The organism is Paenibacillus turpanensis (assembly GCF_011421635.1).
Classification (GTDB): domain Bacteria; phylum Bacillota; class Bacilli; order Paenibacillales; family YIM-B00363; genus Paenibacillus_AK; species Paenibacillus_AK turpanensis.
In genome coordinates this window covers 1-24342 of sequence record NZ_WTLI01000004.1, presented here as the reverse complement: position 1 = coordinate 24342, position 24342 = coordinate 1, and the positions used below count along the sequence as shown (strand labels likewise).

Below are 24342 nucleotides of genomic sequence, written 5' to 3'. Positions count from 1 at the left end.
GGTTCATCGTGATTCGGGGACGATGAAGAGGTTATGGGGCGAGGCCCGGCAGGGAGTCGGGACGGATGTGGCCGGACGGAGTTACTTTGGGGTAGGCGGACATAGCTGGGTTTAAGGTAACCATGGGTTAGGTTTGCGGGGCGAGGTGGTTGCGAGTTGGGAGTGAAGGAATCGGGCCGGAGTTACTTTTGGGAGGGTGGACATAGCTGGTTTTGAGGTAACCAAGGTTTTGGGGTTGCGGGGCGAGGTGGTTGCGAGTTGGGAGTGAAGGAATCGGGCCGGAGTTACTTTTGGGAGGGGGGACATAGCTGGTTTTGAGGTAACCAAGGTTTGGGGGTTGCGGGGCGAGGTGGTTGCGAGTTGGGAGTGAAGGATCGGGCAGGAGAGTTACATTGGGGAGGGCAGACATAGCTAGGTTTAAGGTAGATTAGGCGAGGGACAGGTGGTGCTTTTGAGTAACCAGAGGCGTACAGCCACTACCAAGCTTATTTCGAACAATCAACTATACAAATTATTTGTATTGTTCGTGCGTGAGGGCGAATTCAGGCGCAATGAATACAAATCACTTGTATTAATCTGCCCGCGACCCGTCGTTTGGCTTCATAAGGCCCCAAACAATACAAGTAATTTGTATTATCGGGGGAGAAAAAGGGTGGGTCCAGCTGGTTAATACAAATTACTTGTATTATCGCTTCGCCCACCCTTTATCCTTCATCCTCCCAGCAGCGTTATTGTTACCAACGTGGAGTTACTCCTCATCCAAATGAACGACGCTTTCCAAAGCGCAGGCGGCTTCCTCGAAGCCCTGCAGCTTCAGCAGCTTTTTCACAATTTTGGCGGACTTCACCTTCGTGTGGAGGGCATCGGAAACCACAGCCTCGTACTGCTGCTCAGCGATACAGCGCTTCAAATCCTCCACCGTCCGGCAGTCAGCGGCCAGCCGGTTCCAAACGCTGCCGTACTGCAAATGCTGATGCGTGTCGCTCCCAGCGACAATCGGCTTGCGATGCTCGGCAGCAAACCTGCGAAGCCGCAGCGAGTAAGGCTCCACGCCCTGCTGGAACAAATCCTTCGCGTTCAAATCGAACGCATCAAGCCGAGCAAGCAGCTCCGCTGAAATATGGTGAAGCGGCGTGCTGTCGCGGAACGGATGCGCCCCGATGCGCAGCATGCCATAGGGCTCGGACCAATCGAGCAGTCGAGAAACCGGCACAAAACCGCCCTCCATCGTATAAGGCTCCAGCAGCGCTCGAATCTCACGGATGTGCTCGCGCTCGCCAATCAGCAAAATATGCCCGGTCTCCGCAATATCGACCTCCATGCCCGGAAATACCCGAACTCCATCGACATCGTAATACCCATCAGCATAAGTGTAATGACGATCCAAAGCATCGTACATATCCTCAAAGCGCAGCGTGTTAAAATGCTCGGTTAGAGCAAGGCCCTGCAGGCCGTTTTTCTTCGCTTCGCCGATCATTTCCGCAAAGTAAGGGAGCGAAAACGCCATTTTCTTAGAAAGCTTTCCGTGCGTGTGAAAATCAAAATTCATGTTAGCATCCTTCCTGCCCAGAAAACGAAAGCCACGTAAACGACCGAACCAGCGATAAAAATGTAATCCCGCGGGCCAATCGCCAAATAAGCGAGCTTCAGGCGAATAACCTCCGGCCGTTTAAACGCGTAGGGGAAGCCCCTAGTTTCGAGCGCTTCTACCGTTGTGCGAGCCTTTTTGGCTGTACTGAGAATGAGGGGGTAGAAGCTGAGCACTGATATTTTGAGAAAATGAGTGATATAACGCCAGTAAAATAAGCCCGGACGAGCAGGAGCGCGCCCCCGCAGCCGGAACGAAAGAAACACATGGTGGTACTCCTCCAGCAGCGTCGGCAAAATCCGATAGCTATAAGCGATGGAAAAGGAAACATGTCCGGGGACGCCGAAGCTCAGCAGTCCGTCGCTGAATTTTTCCGGATCCATACTGGAGAACACCGTAATACTGGATAAAGAAATGATCGACAGCTTCAACGTTAAAACGAGCAGCGGGTAGGCAGACTCCAAATTTCCGTTGAAAAATAAGGAGAAAAGGAACAGGTACCCGGCCTGGCTGAGCAGCCCCATGCACAAGATGAAAATGATAAACGGGCTGACCCTGGACATCGCGGTCGTCGTTACCATGAAGGCAAATAATCCGAGCAGGATCCATTCGTTAAAAATGAACCAAGGTGCGATGGCGAAAAAAAGGTACCAGATAATCAAGGTTCGCGGATCGAGCCGGGCGAGAAACGTATCATTGTTGCCAAAGGCGGTTTTCAGCAGCTCGCTTTTGACCTGCTCAACCGATACTTTGTCCAGCAGCTTGCGTACAGCTTCCATAGACGCCCTCCTTTCCGGCGCGCTCAGCAAATTCATCGACCGAATAGCAGAGCGGGCTCCAGCCCAGCATGCGGCTGAGCTCTGTAATTTGCGGCGGAGTCAGACCGGCGCGGCGCATGATGGGTTCATTTTGAAAAAGCTGCTCTCGGCTTCCGTCCAGCAAAATCGAGCCGTGATTCAGCACGAGTATGCGGTTGGCCCATTCAGCGACAAGCTGCATGTCATGCGTTGCGATGACTACGGTGCCGACGAGATCATTAAGCTGGTCCAGTAGGCGAAAAAGCTCGCTGCGCGTGGCCATGTCGAGGTTAGCCGTCGGCTCGTCAAGCAGCATGATCGACGGCTTCATCGCGGCGGCAATGGCCATCGCCGCTTTGCGCTGCTGGCCGCCGCTGAGCATGCGCCCGTCGCGGTGCTGCAGCCCGGTCAGCTCGAAGCGGGCGAGCAGCTCATCCGTCCGGGCCTCGTATCCGTCGAGGCCGCGAGCTTTGCCGAAGTACTCGATATCCTTGCGGATCGAGTCTTCGATAAACATTTCCTCCGGGTTCTGGAACACGAGGGCGACGAAATCGCTCAGCCGCTCCGGCCACACCTTTGCCGTGTCCAGACCCGAAACGATCACCTGCCCGGACTTTGGGCGGGTGATGCCTGCAATGAGGCGCAGCAGCGAAGACTTGCCTGCGCCGTTGTTGCCCACGAGGGCGATGCGCTCGCCCCGGTGGAACGTAACGTCGAGTCCGTCCAAGACGGTCTTCACCTCCCGATTCATCATTGGGTAGGTGAGCGTCGCTTGACGGAACTCGACGAGTGCTTCCGCGGGAGCGCTAGGCGGGCGCTCCTCGGAGGCGCCGCCCGGCGCCGCAGCGGCGGCCTGCTCGGGCGAGCGGACGAGGCCGGCGAAGTACGCCGCTGCCTCGTCCATGCGGATCGGCCAAGGGCCCCCCGCCGCGCTGCCGCTTGCCGCAGGCACCGCTGCGCTAACGCCCGCCAGCGCCACTTCGCTCGCTACACCCGCTCCGTTCCCCGCAGCGCCCCTGCTAGCCGTGGGTGCTGCTACGCCCGCCGCGCCGCCGCTTGCCGCAGGCACCGCTGCGCTAACGCCCGCCAGCGCCACTTCGCTCGCTACACTCGCTCCGTTCCCCACAGCGCCCCTGCTAGCCGCGGGTGCTGCTACGCCCGCCGCGCCCACGCCTTCGCGTATCGCCGACCCGCCGATCTCGCCGCCGCGAGCCACCGCGGCCTCGCCGCTGCCCGCCACACCGGCCTCGCCAGCGCGCCAAGCCACCACCCGCGCCGCCTGCGTCACCTGCGGCGGGTGGATGCTGCGCGCTAGCAGCTCGTCCACGAGGGTGAGCGCCTCGCGGACGGGCTTCTTCCAAAGCAGCCGCCCGCCGTCCATAAGCGCGGCATGCTTACAGTACTCTGCGATAAACTCGGTGTGATGCTCGATCACGATAATCGTCTTGCCATGCTGCTCGTTGAGCACGCGCAGCAGCTCATAAATTTCCCGCGCATGCTGCGGGTCCAGCTGCGCCACCGGCTCGTCGATGACGAGCAGCTCCGGCTCCATCGCGAGGCACCCGGCCAGCGCCAGCAAATGCTTTTGCCCGCCGCTCAGCTGCCACACGAACTCGTCGGCCAGCGGCAGCAGGCCGGTCAGCCGGAGCGCCTCCTCGCCGCGCTCTTTATAATCGGCCATGCCGTAATTGAGCGGGGCAAAGCAAACATCATCGCGCACCGTTGGACGAACGAGCTGATTTTCAAAATCCTGATACACATAACCGACATGCTTGGACAGCTCGGTCACGGGCACCGCCGTAGTCGAATGGCCATTGGTCATGACCTCGCCGGCAAACTCGCCGACATAATAATTCGGAATGAGTCCATTGAACGTTTTGCAAAGCGTCGATTTTCCGCAGCCGTTGCTGCCGATCAAAGCGAGAAAATCGCCGCGTTCCACTGTAAGGTGGACATCCTTTAAAATCGGTTCCTCCGATCCAGGGTACGTGAAGGTCAATCCCCGAACCTCAATGACAGGCGAATTAGGCATGATGAGTTCCTTTATCCGATGATCCCGAAATTTTGGCTTTTCGTCTCAGCAGCATAACAGTAAGGAGCGCCACCGCAGCTGCGGCCCCAATGCTCACCCAAATAAAGCCGTCCCCGAACTGCCCGAGGAAATCCGCTTCCCATTCCACATTAAAATCACTTTCCGAAGCAAACTCCGCCATCGTTGCGATAAAAGCAAGCACGATCGATACGATCAACAGGCGCGGCGTCACGATTTCAGCCATCGAATATTTCGTTTTGTTATCGCGGGGCTTCATGCCGAGCAGCGGCTCGATTTTGCCATACAGGCGCGGCACCAGATAGAGCGTCGGCAGCAACGCGAACAAAATGCCGGAGAACAGTACATCGTTCAGGAAGCTTACGCCTTCGATCACAAGGATACTTTCCGCCAGTCCCTCAACGGCTTCCAGCTCCTCAATCCCGAACCACACCTTAGCGATATCGACCATGCCGCTCAGCATTTGGTGAATGATGACGCCGACCATAGCGGCAGTGCCAACCTGCAGACGGTTTTGCGGATTGCGCACGATTGAGCCTGCAATGAACATCGCCAAGGAGAACGTAATGAACTTCTCCACCTCGCCAAGTCCGCCGAACTGACCGAGCATCAGCTCTCCGAACACGACCTCGCCGACCGACGCGCCAACGGCAGCATAGAACGGATGAAACAGAATACAGAGCGTAAGCGGAATAAAAGCGAAATACTCAACGGACAGCTCAATCGGGCCGAACCGCACCTCCGGAATCAGCTCCGTAAACATGTTCGACAGGCCGTACAGCGACATCGACAAAATAAACACCATCATTTTCTGCGACTGCGTAAGTGAATACTTGGGCTTGTTCAAGCTCATAGGGGAACGCCTCCTTGGTTTCATTACAGCCATTGTAGACGCGATTCGTTAAAAGCAAGTCAACGCAGTGTTAAGTAATTGTAATTTTTATTTCATATGATTACAATGTGTAAAAATATTTTCATTATGCAGTGTGATATGATTAGACATATATGGGAAGCGCCAAACGATTGCACGGTCGTCGTACAAACAGGAGGAAGCCATGATTCATTTTGACTGGAATGTGGAGTCTTTATCGTCAAACCAACAGAAAATCGCCGATTATATTCAAAAAAACACGCAGCGCGTGCTCTATATGACCGAGCAGGAAATTGCCGATGAGGTCGGGCTCAGCATTGCCTCGGTGTCCCGATTTTGGAAGGCGGTCGGGTTCCGCAACCTGAAGGAAGTGAAAACCTTCCTCCGCGAGCATTATGAAGTGACCCCGGCCAACAAAATGAAAAATACCATTAATAAGGTGAATGCAAGTGAGCTCCCGAGCCAGCTCATGGAGCTGAGCATGGCGCATCTGCAGGAAACGGTGAACCATTTTCGGCAGGAAGCATTTGAGCAGGCGGTCGATTCCCTGCATACGGCACGCCAAATTTATATTTACGCGCCGGGACCGTCCGAGGGGCTCGGGCAGCTGATGAGCTTTCGTATGAGCAGGCTGGGCTTGTCCTTTCGCACGCTTCCGAAGAGCGGGCATGAGTTGTATGAAAGCCTGCTGCATATCGGGGCGGAGGATGTTATCGTGCTGTTCGGCTTTATTCGAATGCTTCCGGAGGCGAAGGTGCTGCTCGATTTTGCCAAACAGACGGGCTGCCGCACACTTTTGATCACAGACCGGCTCGTATCGGAGTTTTCTGAGCAGGCGGATCTGACGCTGTTTGCCAGCCGTGGGGAGGTGTGGGAGTTTCACTCGATGATCGCTCCGACCTTTATTGTAGAAAATTTAATTTTGGGCATCGGCCTGAAGCGCAAGGATCTGGTGCTGGAGAAGCTGGGCCAGCTGAGCGAGCTGCGCAAGCGGTACGATTTGCAGCTGCCGAGATAGGCAGTATGTTTAAAAATTGTAAAGGTCCGTGCTTCCACACCAACAACTCTCCCAGCTGGCAGATCGGCGGGAGAGTTTTTGTTTACCGCCTTCTAGTGCTTTTTACTGAGAAAAAGCCGCTATCAATATTCGTATCTTCTATCACAAATCCGCATATTTCTTGTTTTTTAGGCCTTTTTTCATGCATCTTCATCATATCTTTACATTAGATTTGCCTCCCGTTCGTTATAATTATCAAAAAATACGAATGTTCATCATAGATACGCAGATTCGGGAGGTAGTCATGAGGATCACGAAACGGTTCAATACGATTTTCCACCGGCTCGTTTTTTCCTATGTCATATTAATTATTGTCACAGCAATTTTCATGGGAACGGCGTCATATGCCTACTTTACGAAGCATTTTAATCAGGAGGTTGAAAAGGCACACCGCTTGATGCTGGATCATGTACAGGGCACCTTCCAGCGGCAAGTATTCGACCAAATGGTAAAGGTATATGTCGAGCTGTCGGCCAATCGGCAAAATCAGGAGCATGCGCTTCTGTTTTTCAATCATTCGGTAAAGCCGAACCATGCCAAAATTGCAGAGGCCTACGATTATCTGCAATACTTAGCGGCTGCGAACGAAGGATTAATTCATTCTATTGATATGTATTACCGGAACAACCGGATGACGATCTCATCGACCACTGGCTATCAAAGGGTAGAGCCGGCGGCGCAGTGGACGCAGCTAGATTGGCTGGATTCGTTAGATTTTTCAGGCAGTAACTTTGTATGGCTTGATGAAGCGCCGTCAACGATTACCCGGTCCGACGGTCAGAAGATGATGACGTTAGTCGCTTCGTACCCTTATCGTCAGGATATGGCTAACCTTGGTTACGTCGTCATCAATGTCGACGCGAGCAAAGCCATGACGCTCCTGCAATCGAAAGGGAGCGGCCTCAGCTCCGGAAACTTATTTGTCGTCGGTCCGCAAACGCAGTATTCCACCGCAGGTGTGGTTGCTCCGGAAGACGTGCTGGCCTCCGTTGGCGAAGCCTCGGAAGAAAGCGGGAACCGGGTAGTTGATGTGGGCGGCTCCGAGCACATGGTTACGCATAATTCTTTTACTTCGCCTCCGGGATGGAAGCTGGTCAGCATGGCCCCGATCAACCAATTTTATGAGAAATCGGCCACGATCCATCAGATGCTGCTCGTGATCGGACTTGTCTCGATCGCGCTCGGGGTACTTGTGTCCAACGTGTTTACCAATCAAATCTACCATCCGCTTCGCTCCTTGCTGGAGCGGACGAAGGATTTATTCCGTGATGGGGTAGGCCCGCGCAAGTCGGCAAATGAATATGTACAAATAAATACGCTGATCGATAATCTTTCCGTGAAGGTGAATCAGCTTGAAGATACGCTGCAGGCGAATTTGCCGCTCGTGAAGCAAAGCTTTGTAAGCAGTCTCCTTCAGCATATGGTGGTGGGAGAGGAGCAGCTGCATGACTATTTGCGGCTGATGGGAATTCCCAACCCGCCTCGTTACTGCTCTGCGCTAGCTTTCCGGTTTGACGAAGAAATGGTGAACAAGCTGAATGTGGAAAATGCGCAATTTTTGATGTATCACTTCATTGAACGGCTGGAAAGCGGGAATTCGAAGGATTTGCTTTGTTTAGCGGTGAAAACGTCGGACTTTGGCGTAGGGGCAATCGTTTTCTCCGATTCTCCGGTAGAGGAAACGCTGATAAAGCGTATTGAGTATGTTCAGAGCTATACCTACGCGAATTTTATGTTTCAGGTGGTCGCCTCTGTAGGGCCGTGGACGGAGCAATTGCTGGAAGCGGGACAGTCCTACCAGGCGGCGATGAATCAGCTCCAATACCGTTATTTGTTCCCTGATATCGAGGTGTTTACCGGAGAAAGCTGGCAGCTTCGGGAGGAAGGCGTGGAAACGATCGACGGTAGCTGGGTGCAGCGCTGGATGAAGGTGCTGAAAGCCAATGACCTTCCTGCGGCCGAGGAGGTTCTGCAGCAGGTCAAGAGCAGGCTGCGCGAAGGGAGATTTTCTACCGTATACGCGAAGCAGGCGGCACATGATGCGGTGCATATGTTCCGGCAGTTTTTGTTTGAGGTAAGCCTCGATAAGGATGAGCTGCTGGCGGAGGAAACGGCGAGGCTTGCGGCCGGTACGGAAACGATTGAGCAGTGGGAGGAACGGGTGATGCTTGCCGTATCCCGGGCATTCAGCTTATTAAAAGAACGTTCGGAGAATCGTTCGCTGCACGTGATCGATAAAGTGAAGGAGCATATCCGGAATCATCTTGCGGTTGATTTATCCTTGAATGCGGTGGCGGATCAAGTTTCCCTGAACCCCGCGTACTTGAGCCGAATGTTTAAATCGTTAACGGGTACAAACTATGTGGATTACGTCACGAGTGAGCGGATGAGCAAGGCGAAGGAGCTGCTGCAGACGAGCAGTGAAAATATCGAGCAAATTGCGTTAAGCGTGGGTTACTACAATCCGGCGTACTTTACCAAAAAGTTTAAAGAGACGTTTGGTATGACACCAAGCGAGTTCCGGATGAACAGTCAGCAGTCGTGAGCGGGGAAAAGATAAGAAGAATAGTCGGGGCAGGTAAAGACGCCCAAAATCGAGGCAAGGAATCGCGATGATGCGGTTCCTTGCTTTTTAGATGCTGGGGAGTTACGAAGTGGAAGCTGATGATGACAATCGCGCAAAATTCGACAGCATGCATTGTTATCGCCGAATAAACGAAGTGTTAACGCAGTGTAAAATCGTCATTTTTGTAGGAAAGTTGCTACCGTTACGAAATCGTAATAGTCTTGTAAATCCCGTATTTACAACGTTTTTTGCTAGCTTGTCAAAACATTTGGATTGTTGGAATGCCCCTTATCTCGGTATGTTGGAGGTGCAGAAGCGAAATGCATTACCGGCGTCGATGAAGCCTGAACGCCGCTGCATGAACATACAGAGAGAGGATGTCATTCGATATGCAGACAACTGCGGTCAGCCGCGGGAAAGAGACGGGGACAGCTCGAAGCTGGAAGCGATCCTCATGGTATGGGTACTGGAAGCATCGCTATTTAACGCTGCTTCTGTTCCCGGCGGTTGCTTATTTTATCGTATTTCATTACGTCCCGATTTACGGGATTCAGATTGCGTTTAAAAATTACCGTTTTATCGATGGAATCACGGGGAGCCCTTGGGTTGGTTTTGAACACTTCCAATACTTATTCGAATTGGACAGCTTCTGGACGGTGCTTCGAAACACGCTGATCATAAGCTTAATGAAATTCGTAATCGGATTTCCGGCGCCAATCCTGTTCGCGATATTTTTAAATGAACTGCGTAAGCTGCTTTTTCAACGCTTTGTACAGACCGTTACCTTTTTCCCGCACTTCATTTCATGGGTTGTGCTTGCAGGGGTGCTGGTGCAGTTCTTATCTCCGTCGATCGGTCCGATCAACCACATTTTAAAACTGTTAGGCCTGCAGTCGATTTACTTCCTGGCCGATCCCGGCTGGTTCCGGTGGGTGCTGGTGCTGACAGACATTTGGAAGGATATCGGCTGGAGTGCAATTGTGTATTTGGCGGCAATGGCCGGCATTAACCCCGAGCTGTACGAGGTAGCAAAGGTAGATGGAGCGAACCGGTTTCACCGGATGTTCCATATTACGCTGCCCGGCATCGCGCCAGTGATTACGATCATGTTAATCCTGAGTATTGGAAAGCTGATCCAGGATGATTTTGACCAGGTGTACAACCTGTTAAACCCGGCCGTTTACGAGGTTGGCGATGTGCTCAGCACCTATACGTACCGTGCCGGTGTGGAGCAGTTGAAGTACAGCTTCGCCACAGCCGTCGGGTTGTTTAAGAATATCATTTCACTGATTCTCGTATTGTCGGCCAACTGGCTGGCTAATCGGGTCAATCAGAATGGCTTGTGGTAGGGAGGGCTTCAAATGAAACGTTGGCTTACGTGGGGGAGCTTGTTTGACCTTGGCAACTACACCTTAATGACCCTGCTTTGCATAACAACCCTGTATCCGTTTTTGTATCTGCTTGCACTGTCTCTTAGTCCGGCGGATGTATCCTTTACAACGCTGAAAATTATTCCGGAGCGAGTAACGTGGGATAACTTTGAAGAGGTGCTAAGCTACAGCTATATTCAAACGGGCTTTATTAACGCAATAAAGCGAACGGTGCTCGGCACGGTGCTGTCTGTAGTCACAACGATTGCCGCCGCTTACGTGTTGTCCAAAAATTATTTTCCGCATCGGGTATTTTGGACACAGCTCATTATCTTTACGATGTTTTTCAGCGGCGGATTAATCCCGAGCTACCTGCTTGTTAAAAATCTCGGCTTGATGAACTCCGTCTGGGCACTCGTTCTGCCTTCCATGATCAGTGCCTTTCAGCTGCTCGTCGCCCGTAATTTCCTTGCCGGACTTCCGGCGGAGCTGGAGGAGTCGGCGAAGATCGACGGCGCCAACGACTTGAAAATTTTGTTCACTGTCGTTTTGCCGTTATCGATGCCGATTGTCGTGACGTTAGCTTTATGGAATATGGTTTCTAACTGGAACGCGTGGTTTGACAGTCTGCTTTATATGACCAAGCCGGAAAATGAAGTGCTGCAGGTTGTCATGCGGCGTGTCGTGCTGGAAGGGCAGATGGATATGCTCGAAGCGGCCGTTCCAGAGGACCGGAAAAATATCAATACGGAAACGATCAAAGCTGCAACGCTAATGGTAACGACGATTCCGATTGTTGCGATTTATCCTTTCCTGCAAAAGTATTTCGTCAAGGGTATGCTCGTCGGCGCTGTGAAGGGGTGATCACGTATGCTTCGAATTTCTTGGCCGAAAGGAAGGCAGAGTGCTTTGTATGAGCCGCCTAGCAGCCCCTTGAACAAAAACAAAGCGCAGTTTTTTCCGCGCTTTTATATAAAGCAGCAACCAAATAAACCAAAAACCAATCGTTACTGGAGGGTATCAAGCAATGAGATTCAAGGTTCTTACGAAACGCAGCGTATCTTTGTCTACAGCACTTATGCTTTCTTCGATGCTCGTATTGTCCGCGTGTCAGCCGGAGCAGTCCGCCAAGACGGGTGGAGCGGCAAGCGAAGCAGGCTCCGCAGGCGCAAATTCGGCGGATGCGTTACAGAAATACGAGCCGGTCGAAGGCAAGAAGTATAAGATTTCTTGGGTTCCTTATGAGAAGGTGCCGGTACCTGACGATGCCGACATGGTGAAATATTACGAAGAAAAATTCAATGTCGACTTCGATATTTGGAATTTTGACCACAGCAAAGTGACGGAGCTGTTCAACATGCGCCTCGCGGCTGGGGAAATCCCGGATTACAACCGTAACGCAGTAAAAATGACCACTCTTCCGGAGTACGTGAACCAAGGCGTGCTGGCTGAAATTCCAGAAGAAGTTGTGAAAAAGCTGATGCCCAACGTCTACAAAAAGGCAACAGAGCTGGAGCCGGATTGGCTGAACTTCGCCAAGGTGGACGGCAAAATCTATGGACTTCCTATTCTGTCCGACTCCGCGTTGTTCCACACGACAGTGGTATGGAGAGGCGACTGGCTGAAAAAGCTCGGCATCGAAAAGACGCCGGATACGCTGGAAGAATTCGAGCAAGCACTATATAAAATCGCGAATGAGGACCCGGACGGCAACGGGGTGAAGGATACCTACGGCTTGTCTAAATCCGGTCTGCAGGTAATCTTCGGTGCCTTCGGATATTTGCCTGGCTTTAGTCCACACAAGTGGCAGGATTGGTTCTGGCAGGAGCGGGACGGTAAAATTGTGTATGGTGCCGTACAACCGGAAGTTAAGGAAGCACTAAAGCTTCTCAACAAGTGGTATAAAGACGGCGTGCTTGATCCGGAGTTTATTACTGGGGAAAACACTGGCGGATATTGGGGCTTATCGCATGCGTTTATCAACGGTAAAATCGGCTTTACCGGTCATGCGCAGTTCCACCACTGGTATAGCCCGATTCCGGAAATTGCAGGGGATAAGGGCGGGACAAACTATCAGGAAATCGCCAAGAAGGATCCAAAGGTTGCGGAAGCGCTCGTACATGGCCTGCCGCCGCTCGGTCCGAACGGCAAACGCACTTTGTTCGCCAACAACTTCGTAGACGCTCCGGTTATTGTATTCGGAAAAACGTTAGACAATGAACCGGACAAGATGGGTAAAATTATGCAAATCATGGAACATAACATGGGCACTACCAAAGAAAACTATATTACCGCAACAATGGGGATCCGTGGCAAGCACTGGGAATCGCAGGATCCTGAACTGAACCAAATCAAGCTTTTGCCTCCGTATGATAAGCAAGAGTTGGATACTTGGGGCGCGGGCACATTTGCGGCTAGCTTTATGACACACGATACGAATGCGGCACGCAACAAATGGGCGTATGACAACAAGTACGACGTAGGTGCGGTTCGTAATAAGCTGATCGGCGCACTGCCTTCCGATGCGAAGTATAAGGCCGAGCTCCTGAAGATGCGTGATGAGGCGATCATTTCGATCATTACCGGGGACAAGCCGATCGAGTATTTTGATACCTTTGTAGAAAAGTGGAACAAAGCGGGCGGCGAGCAGCTGACGAAAGAAGCAAACGAGTGGTACAGCAAAATGAAGGGCAAATAAGGAGTCAAGACCTTGGCCAACAATGGCCGGGGTCTTTTCTTTTGTATTCCGCACGTCCCGTTGCTACAATAATTGGAAAAACAAGGTTACGGGGGAGAGAGCATGTACCGCATCTGGATCGTCGAGGACGATGCCAAAATCTCCGGCATTATGGCCGAGCATTTGCGCAAATACGGCTACGAGGTAGCGGTGGCGGAGCACTTCCATGAGGTGAAAACGCAGTTTGTACAGGTGCAGCCGCATCTCGTGCTGCTGGATATCAATTTGCCGAGCTACGACGGGTTTTACTGGTGTCGTCAGATTCGCACGGTGTCCACGGCGCCGGTGATTTTCGTGACGGCGCGCGAAGGGGAAATGGATCAGGTCATGGCCATCGAGAACGGCGGCGATGACTATATCGTCAAGCCGTTTCATCTCGATGTGCTGACCGCCAAGGTAAAAAGCGCGCTGCGCCGAGCCTACGGCGAGTACGCGCAAGCCTCCGACGCGGAGCTTGAGCTTCGCGCAGTGGGCGGGCTGCTGCTGGACCGTTCCCGGCTTACGGTGGAATGGAAGGGCGCTAAGGTCAGCTTATCCAAAAACGAATTTTTGCTTCTTGAATGCTTAACCCGCAAGCAGGGACAGGTGGTCTCCCGCGAAGAGCTGCTGGAAGCGCTGTGGGATGACGTCGATTTTGTGGACGATAATACGTTAACGGTCAATGTGACCCGCGTCCGCCGCAGGCTGGAGGAGCTGGGGCTTACGCAGGTCGTGCAGACGGTCCGGGGGCAGGGGTACCGTTTGGCGCTTCAGGAAGGTGCTTCCGAATGAGGCGGCGGGATTGGCTGCTGGACCGGATGCTGCCGCTGTCCATCTATGCGGTCAGCTTGAGCCTAGTCGTGCTGGTGGTCTATTTCGGTTATGGGGAGAAGGGGGTCGTGCTCAGCTTCGGCAATGTGGTGTATATGCTGGTGCTGGGCGCCGCTATGGCCGCGCTGTGGATCGGTATCGATTACCTAAAGCAGCGGCAGTGGCTGCGGACGCTGCGCGGCTTTGAGCGCAAGGGAGAGCTGTCGCTCGACCGGCTGGCGCAGCTGGAGGGGGCGGCGACGCGCGAGCAGCAGCTATTCGTAAGGCTGCTGCAGGAGCAGCACCGCCTATACGCGCAGGAGCTGGCGCGGTATAGAGAGCAGGGCGAGCGCCAGCAGCTCTTCGCGAGCCAGTGGGTGCATCAGATGAAGACGCCGGTCTCCGTCGTCGATCTGGTGCTGCAGCAGACCGGGCCGGATGCCTCACCGGCGCAGCTGCGGGAAGCGCTCGACAGCATCGCCGAGGAAAACGAGCGGCTTACGTCCGGGCTTGACCTGATGCTATACTCCGTGCGGCTGGACAAGCTTGAGGTCGATACGCGGCCGCAGCAGGTGGCGTTAGATGCACTGCTGCGGGAGCTGATAAATGAGCAGAAGAAGCAGTGGATTCGCGCATCGATTTATCCACGGCTTGTCGGATCAGCGGAGCTGCCTGTCGTTGAAACGGATGAAAAGTGGATCGCCTTTGTGTTTCGGCAGGTGCTTTCCAACGCGTTGAAATATACATTGGCGGCCGGAAAAGAGAAGGCGGAGATTACGATCCATATCCGGAATGCGGCGGATGGAATCCAAGTGGAGATAACGGATGAGGGAATCGGCATACCGGAGCAGGATCTCGGCCGCGTGTTCCATCCTTTTTTTACCGGAGAAAACGGGCGTGTCGTTAAGGAATCGACGGGGATGGGATTGTATTTGGCGAAGGAGGTATGCCGCCGGCTCGGGCATACGCTGCTGCTCCGCTCGGAACAGGGAAAGGGAACGAAGGTGACGGTCGGCTTTACCGGCAAATCGATACACAAGCTGTCCCAATCGGAATGATCCTACGGTGCGGCAGCTTTCGCTCGTTATACTGTCTTTTTAAGCACGAGAATTGTCTTCGCCGCCGAAAGTGACAATATTGTAAGCCGCTCCGCCCGGATTGTCATGTAATTCGATGGGAGCGGCACGGCCTCCATTTTATACTTAAGGCATGTGATTACGAGGATGGAGGAATGCAGGAATGGAAGTGTTGAAGGCACGAGCGCTGACGAAGGTATATGGCTCGACTCAAAGCGGTGTTACCTACCGGGCGCTCGATGGGGTTGACTTGGAGGTAGAAAAGGGCGAGTTTGTCGGGGTCATGGGGCCGTCAGGCAGCGGAAAGACGACGCTGTTAAATCTGCTGTCTACGATTGATAAGCCGACATCGGGCAGCATTGAAATTAACGGAAGCGATCCGGCCGGGCTTCGACCCGACGAGCTGGCGCTGTTCCGACGCAGGGAGCTCGGTTTTGTATTCCAGGATTTCAATCTGCTGGACACCTTGTCGCTGCAGGAAAATATTATGCTGCCGCTCGTGCTGGAGCGGGTGCGAAAGCAGGAGATGCTGCGCCGCCTTCAGGAAATGGCGGAGCTGCTTGGCATTACGCCGATTTTAACGAAGCGGACGTATGAGGTATCCGGCGGCCAGCAGCAAAGAGCGGCGATTGCAAGGGCGATGATTCACAGCCCGGCGATTTTGCTTGCCGACGAGCTGACGGGCAATCTCGATTCCAAATCGGCAAGCGACGTAATGAATGCCCTTAAGGACTTGAACGAGCGGCAGGGAGCGTCGATTTTAATGGTGACGCATGATCCGTTTGCCGCGAGCTTCTGCAAGCGCATCGTCTTTATTAAAGACGGGCGGCTGTTTTCGGAAATTCGTAGAGGACAAAATCAGCAGGCGTTCTTTCAGCTGATTTTGGATTCCCTCAGCATGCTGGGAGGGCGCAGCGATGACATTCCGACAGCTCGCGCTTAGCAATATCCGGGGCAGCCTGCACCGGTACGCCGCGTTTTTTCTTAGCAGCTCATTTTCTGTGCTTTTGTTTTTTATCTACGCGCAATTTATTTTTCACCCGGATGTGGTGAACGGCCATATCGAAGCCGCCGGTGAAGTTCGCCAGGGCTTAGTGGCTTGCGAATACATTATTATCGTCTTTTCGTTCTTCTTCGTGCTCTATTCCAATACGGCGTTTCTGAAATCGCGAAATAAAGAGTTCGGCCTGCTGTCCTTGTTTGGAGTGACACGCAAGCAGCTGGCGCGGATGATTTGGTACGAAAATGCGGTCATCGCTCTTGCGGCAATCGCCGTTGGAATTGCCTTCGGATCGTTGTTTTCCAAGCTGTTTTTTATGGCGCTGGCGCAGCTGCTGGAGGTTCAGAACCCTATACGTTTTCTCGTTGTGCCGAAAGCGGTGCTTGTGACGGGGGTCGGATTTTTCGTACTGTTTCAGCTGATTACGCTCGTGTCGCTTTGGAAAATCGGCAGGCAGGAGATTGTTGAGCTGCTCAAGGAAAGCCGGAAGCCGAAGAAGCCGCCGGTCGCCTCCGTTTGGTTGACCCTGCTTGCAGTGGTGACGATCGGCGCGGGCTATTATTTAGCTTACACGACGACGCTGATGACGTTGATGGTACGCTTTTTACCGGTCATTGGGTTGGTTGTCCTCGGTACGTACTTCTTATTCTCGCAGGTGAGTGTTTTTGTGCTGGGGCGGCTGCAAAAATCACAGTCTTATTTTTCCGGGACACGAATGCTCGTTATTTCACAGCTGGTGTTCAAGATGAAGGATAACGCGAGACTGCTGTTTTCTGTGGCGGTGTTAAGTGCGGTCGTGCTTACGGCATCGGGAACGTTCTATGTCTATATGCAGGGCAATAAGGAGCAAATGCTGATGCAGTTTCCGCAAGCGGCGGGATATATTGAGGAGGGCGGCAAAGGCCAACCGGTTGTGGATCCGGAAAAGGTAAAGCAAGCGCTGGAACAGCATGGCGCTTCGGACGTTTCCATTGTATCGGCGCATGGCGTACTCATCCCTTTCCGGGTGGAGCATTTTAATATGCCGAAAGACTCGACCATTATGGCCCTTCCGGAATCGCAATATTTGCACATTCGTGAAACGTTAGGAATGCCGAAGGAAGGGAAGCTGGAAAAAGGGCATGCCTTGTTTATTTTCCCTTATCCACAAATTAAGGTGTTTGAAGGCGGGGTCACGTATTCGTATGAGTTTGCGGGAGTGAAACACAGCTTTGTGATCGATAAGCAGCTGAATGAGCCGCTGCTTAATGCGTATAAGGACTCGGGGCCATGGTTTGTGCTGGATGACGACGATTTTGCGGCACTGAATCAGGCGGCGCCGGAGGAAACAAAGCTTCACGCCTATGGCTTTGAATGGAGCAACTGGGAGGATACCCTTCCGGCCGTGGAGCAGGCGCGTCAGCTGCTGCCCAAGGGTACTTATATGACCAGCCGGACGGAGCAGTACATCAATACGAAGCAGCTGTCGTCTTTGACGATGTTTATCGGCATCTTTATCAGCATCTTGTTCTTTATCGCTGCGGGAAGCATGATTTACTTCCGCCTGCTTACCGAGCTTCAGGACGAGCAGCAGCTGTACCGCTCACTGCGCCGTATCGGGCTGTCGAGCCGGGAGCTGAAGCGAATCGTTACCGCGCAGATCGCGCTGATCTTCTTCGTGCCGTTTCTGGTCGGCACCGGGCATGCGGCCTTTGCGATGAAGGCGCTGAGCAACCTGCTTGGGCAAAATATCGGCGGTCTTGCGCTGCTCGTAATGGCCATATTCTTTGCTATGCAGACCTTGTTTTTCCTAATTACGCGAGGGGTGTATAGTAAGCAGCTGCAGACCGTGAGGTAGTAGCCGCACATTCAGCAGAGTGCTCTTTGAAACTAGGCTGGCATGAGGAAAACCGGTGGCTCCACTGTTTTGTTACAAGTCGCTGCTGCAAGTAAAAACCCCGCCGTGATGAAATCAATCAGGCGGGGTTTGCTTTTGCGATTAGTGGTTTGCAAGCACCGGCTCCATGCCTGGAGTCGAATGAGCGAATGCCGGAGCAGGCTTCAGCACAGGCACCTGGCCTCTTGCCTTCGGCTCGGCAACGTATTCGAATTGGCCTTGGCCGTCGAAGCTCGGGCCGTTTGCCCAGCGGCCTTGGCTGCTTTCTTGGCCTTTGGAGAAGTTCATGAACTGATAGGAAACCTCTTGGAATTCCAGCTCCTGCGGGAAGGATGCAGGAACAAGCGCTTTTTGCTTGGTTTCCAGCTCTTCGATGGCAGCCATCCATTGGTTTTGATGCATTGTATCACGAGCAATCAGGAAGGACAGCATATCGCGAACGCCGCGGTCGGTTGTTTGCTCGTACAGACGAACGACCTGCAGACGGCCCTGCGATTCCGCATTCAGGTTCGCGCGGAAATCTGCCAGCAGGTTGCCGCTGGAGATGATATAGCGGGAGTTCCACGGATAGCCTACGCTGTCTGTCGCTTGGGCGCCCAAGCCGGAAACAATCGCATGCTGCGGATTCATGCCGCCTAGAACTGCGCCGATGACAGGGTCCTTCGCTGCCTGCTCCTGCTGATCTACCGGAGCATCGTCCAGCAGCTGTGCGATCATCGTTGCAAGCATTTCAACGTGAGCGATTTCTTCCGTTCCGATATCCAGGATCATATCGCGGTATTTCGCTTCCGCACGGCAGTTCCAGCCTTGGAACAGGTACTGCATCATGACGCTGATTTCACCGAATTGGCCGCCTAAAACCTCCTGCAGCTTCTTTGCGTATACTGCGTCCGGACGTTCAGGCTTTGCATTGTACTGCAGCTCTTTAATGTGGAAAAACATGATATTCCCTCCTTGGAAGCTGTTTGTAAATGGCATTTCATAGCGTACCCCTCGGGCGGTGTAGTATGCACAGGTTTGCAGAAGAGAGAAGAGGGAAAGCTAGGAATACTTTTCCTCGAAATGGGGGGACTTGTATATTTCCGGTCGTCCAATGGGGAAAATGGGACATGCCGTTATCTTCTTCATGCAGGTTTCAATCGGTAATACCCATTGAATAAGAGGAGAGAGGGGGTCGTTCCTATGGATTTGGAGCAGGCAGGGGAGGCGTTGTTATGGGAGGAAGAGCCCGCACCGACGGAGGCCTCATCCTGCACGCTGTGTGAGTTGTCCGGACAGCGGAAGCGGGTCATTTGGGGCGAAGGGAGTTTAACCGCTCCCATTGTTGCTGTACTGGATAACCCGGGGGCTCGCGAGGACCGGGAGGGAAACCCTTTTGTCTGCGGAACGCGGGATACTTTGCAAAAGGGCTTGCGTCAGGCGGGACTATCCGAAGAACAGGTGTATGTGACTTATTTATTGAAATGCCGCCCGATCCGTGCCTACGAAAAAGAAACTGCCCGTGAGGCTTGCAGGCCTTACCTTGATTTACAGCTGGGTCAAAAGCGGCCGGCGATGCTTCTCTGCTTAGGAGATACGGTGGTAAAGGCGTTGTCCGGGGACCCGGAGGCTTCCGTGAAAACGATGAGGGGGCATGTCCATCACATGCGAGGGTATAAAGCCGTCGTTTCGTATCATCCTCTTGCGGTAAGAAGAAGGCCGAACCTGTGGGGGCGGTTTCTCGAGGATTTGCAGCTGTTGAAGGAAAAAATAGAGGTAAAACAGCAGTAAGCTTGGTATACTAACTAATGAAAGCGCTTTTATTACGGCAAAAGGGGGCAGCTTATGAGCTTTTCTCGTTTTGAACAATATTGGCCCTTTTATTTGTCCCAGCATAGCAAGCCGGCAACGCGGATGTGGCATGCTGTAGGGATGACCTCCGCGCTTCTTTTTATACTCACTGCAATATGGACCATGAATGGGTGGTACCTGCTGTTAGCTCCGGGTACGGCATACCCTTTGGCATGGTTCAGTCACTTTGTTATTGAAGGAAATAAACCGTCAGCCTATGGCCATCCGTTATGGCTACTTCGGGCCGAGCTGCGAATGTATCGTTTTATGCTCAGCGGGAAAATGGATGAGGAGCTGCGCCGCGTTTCGGAAGAAATCGAGCTGCTTTAATAAATGTTTTGGTAATCCTAGCAGGAAATTCCTCGAAATATGTCGAATATGATTAGGAAAACAGACGGAGATCCGTACATATGGAGGAATTTCATGGACGCCAAACGCGAAATCTTGAAAAAATTAATAATTTACTTACTGCGCACCTTTGCGCAAGGGGCGTTGATCGGCGTTGCTGCCGTCGCAGCAGGCAGCTTGATTGGCGGATTCCCATGGTTGAGCTTGTTTAATGTGGTTGTCGTGTTGGTCGTCGCCCTGGGTACAACGGTGTTTGGACTGTTTAACTTTTTGGCCTATGCCAAGCCGTTTGCGGAAATTGAAAGCTTTATTTCCACGATTGCCAATGGGGATTTAACCCGGGATATTCGCCTTGAGAGGCTGGGATCGCTCGGCAGATTTGGCGTGCCGATGAATGAAATGCGCAGGAACCTGCACGAGCTGGTATCGGAAGTGACAGGCTCGTCGGCGAAGGTCAGCCAATCCATTGCCGCTATGGAGCAGCAGCTGGAAAGCACAGAGCGGTACTACCAGTCGATCTTAAATCATATGAAATCGATAGCGGCCGCATCTTCAACCCAGTCCCAGTCAGCAGGAGAAAGCGCGCGGGCTGTAGAAGAAATAGCGAGTGGGATCGGACGCGTTTCCGTTTCTGCAACTTCCGTGAACGGCACATCCAAAGAAGCGACGCAAACCGCTTCGACTACGAAAGAAGAAATGTCGGCATTCCGGGGTCAAATGAGCCGGGTGCAGGCTTCGTTTGAAGGTCTTGCAGAGACGATCGGGCAGCTGGCCCAGCGTGGTCAGGAAATCGGCGGCTTTATTCAAGACATCAAAGGCATTTCCGAGCAGACGAACCTGCTTGCGCTTAACGCCAGCATTGAAGCGGCGCGCGCCGGAGAGCAGGGCAAGGGCTTTTCCGTTGTTGCCAGCGAGGTTCGTAAGCTTGCTACGCAGTCCAGCGACTCCGCGATGACGATCAGTGAACGTGTTGGGGAGATGGACAGCTACTCGGTAAAGGCCATGGAAGCAATGAAGCGCGCGAAGGATGAGATTGAAGCCGGTACGGCGATGCTGAACCGTACGGAGGTATCGATGATGGGGATTCTTCAATCGGTCGAGAATATTAACGTCGAGATGCAGGAAATCTCCGCTACAGGCGAACAAATGGCGGCCGGCAGTGAGCAGGTCGCAGCCACGGTGGATGAAATGGCGAAGACCTCGCAAGCGTCCAATCAGAGCATTCAAGAGGTAGCTCGTCTTACCGACTCCGTTCAGGAGCTGATGGAAGCGTCTGCGCAAGCATCCCGCGAGCTGTCGGAGGAAGGCCAGCGGTTAACGAAGCTGATGAGCCGCTTTACACTATAGAAAGCAACGAAGAAAGCCGCTGCAGCAGGGTCAGTCCCGACCCGAAGCCAGCGGCTTTCTTTTCGCAGGATGACCTTATCACGAAAGGAGCGGTCCATGAATGAGCCGCTTATCAACAGATTATTTGGCGCTTTGGAGCGCCTACCCGAATCGTCCGCTGCGCGAGTCCCACTCGATCACTCTGCAAGCCTTGGCTGAAGTATGGTTTTGTACCCCGCGCAACGCGAAAAATATTGTAGCCAAACTGAAGCAGGCGGGCTGGATTTTGTTTGAACCCGGGCTCGGAAGAGGCAATGTATCGCATATTACGTTATTGGCCGATCCGAGCGAGCTGCTTTACGAGGAAGCGGTTGAAAGCGCAAAAGCAGGAAAAATTGAAGAGGCGCTGCAGCTGATTAAAGCTTATGATCAGGGGGCGGTCAAGGAACGCTTTATGAGCTGGCTGAGCGGATACTTCGGGCATGAGCTGTCCAAGGAAGAGGATACGTATATCGAAACGATCCGTCTGCCGATTTATCAGCCCATCCATACGCTTGATCCTGCCGAATGCTTTTACAGCTTGGATGGGCATATGACGAAGCAGATTTACGATACGTTAACGGAATGCGACTCGACCACGGGGGAGATTCGTCCGGCTTTGGCGCACAGCTGGAGGTGCAATGAGGCAGCGACGGAATGGACGTTTTTCTTGCGGAAGGGCGTGCGCTTTCATCATGGCAAGGAGCTGGACGCCGGCGACGTGCTGTATACCTTTGAGCGTTTAAAGCGGCATTTTCCGGCACAGCAGTGGCTGGTGAATTCTATCCGAGAGGTGCAAAGGCTGGGGAAATACTGTGTCCGGTTTGTGCTGGATCGGCCGCATCATTTATTTCTGCATTACGTCGCTTATGTTCATACGTCTATTGTTCCTTCTGACGGTGCGGAACGCAAAGGAACCGGGCCTTATATGCTAAAGCATTATAGTCCGGGGAAAACCGTGCTGGAGGTTTATCCCGATTATTATCAAACCCGGGGCCATATTGATGTCGTAGAGGTGTTGAATGTCCCGGAGAGTGATGAGTGCATTGAGTGTTTGACGGATCACTCGTTTCTGCTCATGATCAATCCCAGTGTGTCGGAGTATGGCGGAAGGGGAGAGTGGGAGCAGTCGGAGGAAATGGTGACCGGTACGAATGTTCTCACGTTTAATCTGCGCAAGGAAGGGCCTCTCCGCGATGAGCGTCTGCGGCAGGCGATTACGCATTGTATTGACCGGCGCAAAATCGTCGTTGAGCTAGGGGGGCCGCGGTTTTATCCTGCCCGCGGATTCCGGCTGCGCCTGAGGCCGTCCTTTACCGACCCCGATTTTTGGGGAGACCGTGTGTTCGAGCTGCTGAAGGGCTCCTCCTACCAAGGGGAAGTGCTCCGCATGTACATTTACAAACGGCACGAACAGGATGCCTACTGGTTGAAGTCGTACTTGGAGTCATACGGCATCCATGTGGAACCGACCGTGTTATCGTGGCGGGAGCTGCTCGACCCGAGTAAGCAGGCGGAAGCCGATTTAATATTGTTTCAGGCGGTCGTCCATGAAAGGGAAGGGTCGTTGGAGGAACTGATGCAGAGCGGATACAGCTTTGTGGTAAACCATCTAAGTCCTGAGATTCACACGGAGCTTGAAGCGGGCGTAAACCGGTTGTTAGCAGAGCCTACGGCAGCAGGGCGAGAGGCTTGCTTCAGCTCGATTGAAAAGCTGCTGCGGGAGCGGTATGCATTGGTGTACCTCGTCCATAAAAATGGAACAGCCTTTTCGCATCCCCGTGTCAAAGGCATCAAGGTCAACGAAAAAGGCTGGATTGATTTTAAGAACATATGGTTTGACACGGTAGATTAACGAGCTTGCGGACTAGGAGGAGAAGCTTTTGGGCAGTGCCGCCTTGCTGCGTTCTGCGTTGCGGATGTGGGTTAGGCAGCGGATAAACACGGTGAACCAGACCAAGATGGCGGCTATGGACAACCACGTCCACTTGGTTGGAAATACGAACGGTAGGCTTTGGAGCGACGGGACGGTAACGGCGACCGTTCCGGAAAACCAAGCTAAGCCGGCGGTGTGAACGTAGGCCAGCTTTTGTTCCTCGGGCAGCGGCGTGCGAGCCATGGCCCATCCGATGAAAGAAACGGCATGAATGCCGTGAAAGCCGAATAAATGAATAAACAGCACGCCGCCCACACTATCGCCGCTGTTCTGGAAGAGACTCATAATAAAAACAGCTACAGCGCCAAGCGCGGTCGATAAGAGGCCATACCGGATGCCGAGAATGGTTGGATAAGACTGCGCATGTACCGAAGGTCTTGAAAAGAAACGAACAGCAAGCAGCACGCATAAAGCGGTAAGAATCGCGACGGCTGCGTAGAGTGGAATGTTCGTTAACTCCGAAGTCAGGAACGGTCCGCTGCTGAAAGGGGAATTCCGACCTAGGAGGGTTAGCAGATTTTCGTGGATGTAAAGATATAAGAGCGAAAGGATGTAGAAGAAACGAAAAAGCCGGAGCGTCATGGAATTCCATGCTGTGAGCGTTAAAAATACGGCGGTTGTAAACGAATAGATGCCCATGGCAAGGTTGAACTGCAAAGGTTGAAGCCATTGTACCTCTGAGGTATACCAAATTCCTTCAAGCAAAAAACCTGCGCAGGAATGCACAGCGAGGACGATGCCGACCGTTCCGATCCCCATCATGCTCTTTTCTTTCTGCAGTGCGCTGAGAAGCGACTGCCATGCCTCCAAAATCATGCGTTGTACCCCCCTTTTTAGCGAAGTAGAAATATAGGAAACTAGGAAAAGCAATTTGATAGTACCATAAAATGTAATTCTAGGTAAGTTATTTTTCTTAAAAAAATTGATCAGGGTATGAAAAATTAGTGACTTTCAAAAGAAGAGGTCTAAATATTAGTATACTTCCTCTAGTTTACATTATTATTTAATACTTGGAAACTATCTTGATTGAAGATGTAAAAGATTTTTATAAGAAAAACCTCTATCGAGGCCCCTTCAAGGATGAGT

19 protein-coding genes are annotated in these 24342 nt (G+C 52.7%); 13 read left to right on the top strand and 6 right to left on the bottom strand.

Annotated features, from left to right (window positions below; genetic code table 11):
• Positions 1-748: 748 nt before the first annotated feature.
• The 4 genes from GQS10_RS04865 to GQS10_RS04850 are packed head-to-tail and all read right to left on the bottom strand — an operon-like array spanning position 749 to position 5288.
• Positions 749-1549, bottom strand: coding sequence for a PHP domain-containing protein (locus GQS10_RS04865; protein ID WP_166239611.1), 801 nt, complete (start codon positions 1547-1549; stop codon positions 749-751).
• Complete coding sequence (locus GQS10_RS04860; RefSeq protein ID WP_166239609.1) at positions 1546-2367, bottom strand: energy-coupling factor transporter transmembrane component T family protein; 822 nt, start codon at positions 2365-2367, stop codon at positions 1546-1548. Before GQS10_RS04860 ends, GQS10_RS04865 begins: the two co-directional genes overlap by 4 nt.
• The gene (locus GQS10_RS04855; protein ID WP_166239607.1) at positions 2327-4417 is read right to left on the bottom strand and encodes an ABC transporter ATP-binding protein; all 2091 of its coding nucleotides are present in this window, start codon (positions 4415-4417) and stop codon (positions 2327-2329) included. Before GQS10_RS04855 ends, GQS10_RS04860 begins: the two co-directional genes overlap by 41 nt.
• A complete protein-coding gene (locus tag GQS10_RS04850; RefSeq protein ID WP_166239605.1) occupies positions 4410-5288 on the bottom strand; it encodes a DUF8171 family membrane protein in 879 nt (292 codons plus the stop codon). Before GQS10_RS04850 ends, GQS10_RS04855 begins: the two co-directional genes overlap by 8 nt.
• Positions 5289-5490: 202 nt before the next feature.
• Here GQS10_RS04850 and GQS10_RS04845 point away from each other — a divergent pair, with 202 nt between their 5' ends.
• From GQS10_RS04845 to GQS10_RS04805, 9 genes are all read left to right on the top strand, one after another.
• Positions 5491-6324 carry a MurR/RpiR family transcriptional regulator gene (locus GQS10_RS04845; protein ID WP_207952142.1) on the top strand — a complete coding sequence of 278 codons (834 nt, stop codon included), beginning with the start codon at positions 5491-5493 and terminating at the stop codon, positions 6322-6324.
• Positions 6325-6607: 283 nt separating this feature from the next.
• Positions 6608-8908 (top strand): helix-turn-helix transcriptional regulator, encoded by a 2301-nt coding sequence (locus GQS10_RS04840; protein WP_166239603.1) that lies wholly within the window; start codon positions 6608-6610, stop codon positions 8906-8908.
• Between the two features lie 410 nt (positions 8909-9318).
• Positions 9319-10278, top strand: coding sequence for an ABC transporter permease (locus GQS10_RS04835; RefSeq protein WP_166239601.1), 960 nt, complete (start codon positions 9319-9321; stop codon positions 10276-10278).
• Between the two features lie 12 nt (positions 10279-10290).
• Positions 10291-11163 carry a carbohydrate ABC transporter permease gene (locus GQS10_RS04830; RefSeq protein WP_166239599.1) on the top strand — a complete coding sequence of 291 codons (873 nt, stop codon included), beginning with the start codon at positions 10291-10293 and terminating at the stop codon, positions 11161-11163.
• 163 nt (positions 11164-11326) lie between these two features.
• Complete coding sequence (locus GQS10_RS04825; protein WP_166239597.1) at positions 11327-12997, top strand: extracellular solute-binding protein; 1671 nt, start codon at positions 11327-11329, stop codon at positions 12995-12997.
• A gap of 102 nt (positions 12998-13099) precedes the next feature.
• Entirely contained in the window at positions 13100-13807 is a 708-nt protein-coding gene (locus GQS10_RS04820; RefSeq protein ID WP_166239954.1) for a response regulator transcription factor, read from the top strand.
• Positions 13804-14883 (top strand): sensor histidine kinase, encoded by a 1080-nt coding sequence (locus tag GQS10_RS04815; protein WP_166239595.1) that lies wholly within the window; start codon positions 13804-13806, stop codon positions 14881-14883. The genes GQS10_RS04820 and GQS10_RS04815 overlap by 4 nt, the downstream gene beginning before the upstream one ends.
• A 181-nt stretch (positions 14884-15064) precedes the next feature.
• A complete protein-coding gene (locus tag GQS10_RS04810) occupies positions 15065-15844 on the top strand; it encodes an ABC transporter ATP-binding protein (protein WP_166239593.1) in 780 nt (259 codons plus the stop codon).
• Positions 15819-17738: an FtsX-like permease family protein gene (locus GQS10_RS04805; RefSeq protein ID WP_166239592.1), complete on the top strand. Its 1920-nt coding sequence runs from the start codon at positions 15819-15821 to the stop codon at positions 17736-17738. Before GQS10_RS04810 ends, GQS10_RS04805 begins: the two co-directional genes overlap by 26 nt.
• A gap of 141 nt (positions 17739-17879) precedes the next feature.
• Here GQS10_RS04805 and GQS10_RS04800 read toward each other — a convergent pair whose 3' ends face one another.
• A complete protein-coding gene (locus GQS10_RS04800; protein ID WP_166239590.1) occupies positions 17880-18719 on the bottom strand; it encodes a manganese catalase in 840 nt (279 codons plus the stop codon).
• A 240-nt stretch (positions 18720-18959) separates the two neighbouring features.
• Here GQS10_RS04800 and GQS10_RS04795 point away from each other — a divergent pair, with 240 nt between their 5' ends.
• The 4 genes from GQS10_RS04795 to GQS10_RS04780 all read left to right on the top strand — a co-directional run bounded on the left by GQS10_RS04795 (position 18960) and on the right by GQS10_RS04780 (position 23175).
• Entirely contained in the window at positions 18960-19547 is a 588-nt protein-coding gene (locus GQS10_RS04795) for a uracil-DNA glycosylase (protein WP_166239588.1), read from the top strand.
• Between the two features lie 54 nt (positions 19548-19601).
• Positions 19602-19937, top strand: coding sequence for an Mpo1-like protein (locus tag GQS10_RS04790; protein WP_166239586.1), 336 nt, complete (start codon positions 19602-19604; stop codon positions 19935-19937).
• A 93-nt stretch (positions 19938-20030) separates the two neighbouring features.
• Entirely contained in the window at positions 20031-21302 is a 1272-nt protein-coding gene (locus GQS10_RS04785; RefSeq protein ID WP_166239584.1) for a methyl-accepting chemotaxis protein, read from the top strand.
• A gap of 100 nt (positions 21303-21402) precedes the next feature.
• Positions 21403-23175 (top strand): ABC transporter substrate-binding protein, encoded by a 1773-nt coding sequence (locus GQS10_RS04780; protein ID WP_166239582.1) that lies wholly within the window; start codon positions 21403-21405, stop codon positions 23173-23175.
• Between the two features lie 12 nt (positions 23176-23187).
• Here the strand turns inward: GQS10_RS04780 and GQS10_RS04775 are convergent, their stop codons facing one another.
• A complete protein-coding gene (locus GQS10_RS04775) occupies positions 23188-24072 on the bottom strand; it encodes a hypothetical protein (protein WP_166239580.1) in 885 nt (294 codons plus the stop codon).
• Positions 24073-24342: the final 270 nt, after the last annotated feature.

What these genes read in the sequence shown, in the direction of transcription:
- GQS10_RS04865 (WP_166239611.1), bottom strand. Translation starts at nt 1,549, where the DNA reads ATGAATTTTGATTTTCACACGCACGGAAAGCTTTCTAAGAAAATGGCG.
- GQS10_RS04860 (WP_166239609.1), bottom strand. Translation starts at nt 2,367, where the DNA reads ATGGAAGCTGTACGCAAGCTGCTGGACAAAGTATCGGTTGAGCAGGTC.
- GQS10_RS04855 (WP_166239607.1), bottom strand. Translation starts at nt 4,417, where the DNA reads ATGCCTAATTCGCCTGTCATTGAGGTTCGGGGATTGACCTTCACGTAC.
- GQS10_RS04850 (WP_166239605.1), bottom strand. Translation starts at nt 5,288, where the DNA reads ATGAGCTTGAACAAGCCCAAGTATTCACTTACGCAGTCGCAGAAAATG.
- GQS10_RS04845 (WP_207952142.1), top strand. Translation starts at nt 5,491, where the DNA reads ATGATTCATTTTGACTGGAATGTGGAGTCTTTATCGTCAAACCAACAG.
- GQS10_RS04840 (WP_166239603.1), top strand. Translation starts at nt 6,608, where the DNA reads ATGAGGATCACGAAACGGTTCAATACGATTTTCCACCGGCTCGTTTTT.
- GQS10_RS04835 (WP_166239601.1), top strand. Translation starts at nt 9,319, where the DNA reads ATGCAGACAACTGCGGTCAGCCGCGGGAAAGAGACGGGGACAGCTCGA.
- GQS10_RS04830 (WP_166239599.1), top strand. Translation starts at nt 10,291, where the DNA reads ATGAAACGTTGGCTTACGTGGGGGAGCTTGTTTGACCTTGGCAACTAC.
- GQS10_RS04825 (WP_166239597.1), top strand. Translation starts at nt 11,327, where the DNA reads ATGAGATTCAAGGTTCTTACGAAACGCAGCGTATCTTTGTCTACAGCA.
- GQS10_RS04820 (WP_166239954.1), top strand. Translation starts at nt 13,100, where the DNA reads ATGTACCGCATCTGGATCGTCGAGGACGATGCCAAAATCTCCGGCATT.
- GQS10_RS04815 (WP_166239595.1), top strand. Translation starts at nt 13,804, where the DNA reads ATGAGGCGGCGGGATTGGCTGCTGGACCGGATGCTGCCGCTGTCCATC.
- GQS10_RS04810 (WP_166239593.1), top strand. Translation starts at nt 15,065, where the DNA reads ATGGAAGTGTTGAAGGCACGAGCGCTGACGAAGGTATATGGCTCGACT.
- GQS10_RS04805 (WP_166239592.1), top strand. Translation starts at nt 15,819, where the DNA reads ATGACATTCCGACAGCTCGCGCTTAGCAATATCCGGGGCAGCCTGCAC.
- GQS10_RS04800 (WP_166239590.1), bottom strand. Translation starts at nt 18,719, where the DNA reads ATGTTTTTCCACATTAAAGAGCTGCAGTACAATGCAAAGCCTGAACGT.
- GQS10_RS04795 (WP_166239588.1), top strand. Translation starts at nt 18,960, where the DNA reads ATGGATTTGGAGCAGGCAGGGGAGGCGTTGTTATGGGAGGAAGAGCCC.
- GQS10_RS04790 (WP_166239586.1), top strand. Translation starts at nt 19,602, where the DNA reads ATGAGCTTTTCTCGTTTTGAACAATATTGGCCCTTTTATTTGTCCCAG.
- GQS10_RS04785 (WP_166239584.1), top strand. Translation starts at nt 20,031, where the DNA reads ATGGACGCCAAACGCGAAATCTTGAAAAAATTAATAATTTACTTACTG.
- GQS10_RS04780 (WP_166239582.1), top strand. Translation starts at nt 21,403, where the DNA reads ATGAGCCGCTTATCAACAGATTATTTGGCGCTTTGGAGCGCCTACCCG.
- GQS10_RS04775 (WP_166239580.1), bottom strand. Translation starts at nt 24,072, where the DNA reads ATGATTTTGGAGGCATGGCAGTCGCTTCTCAGCGCACTGCAGAAAGAA.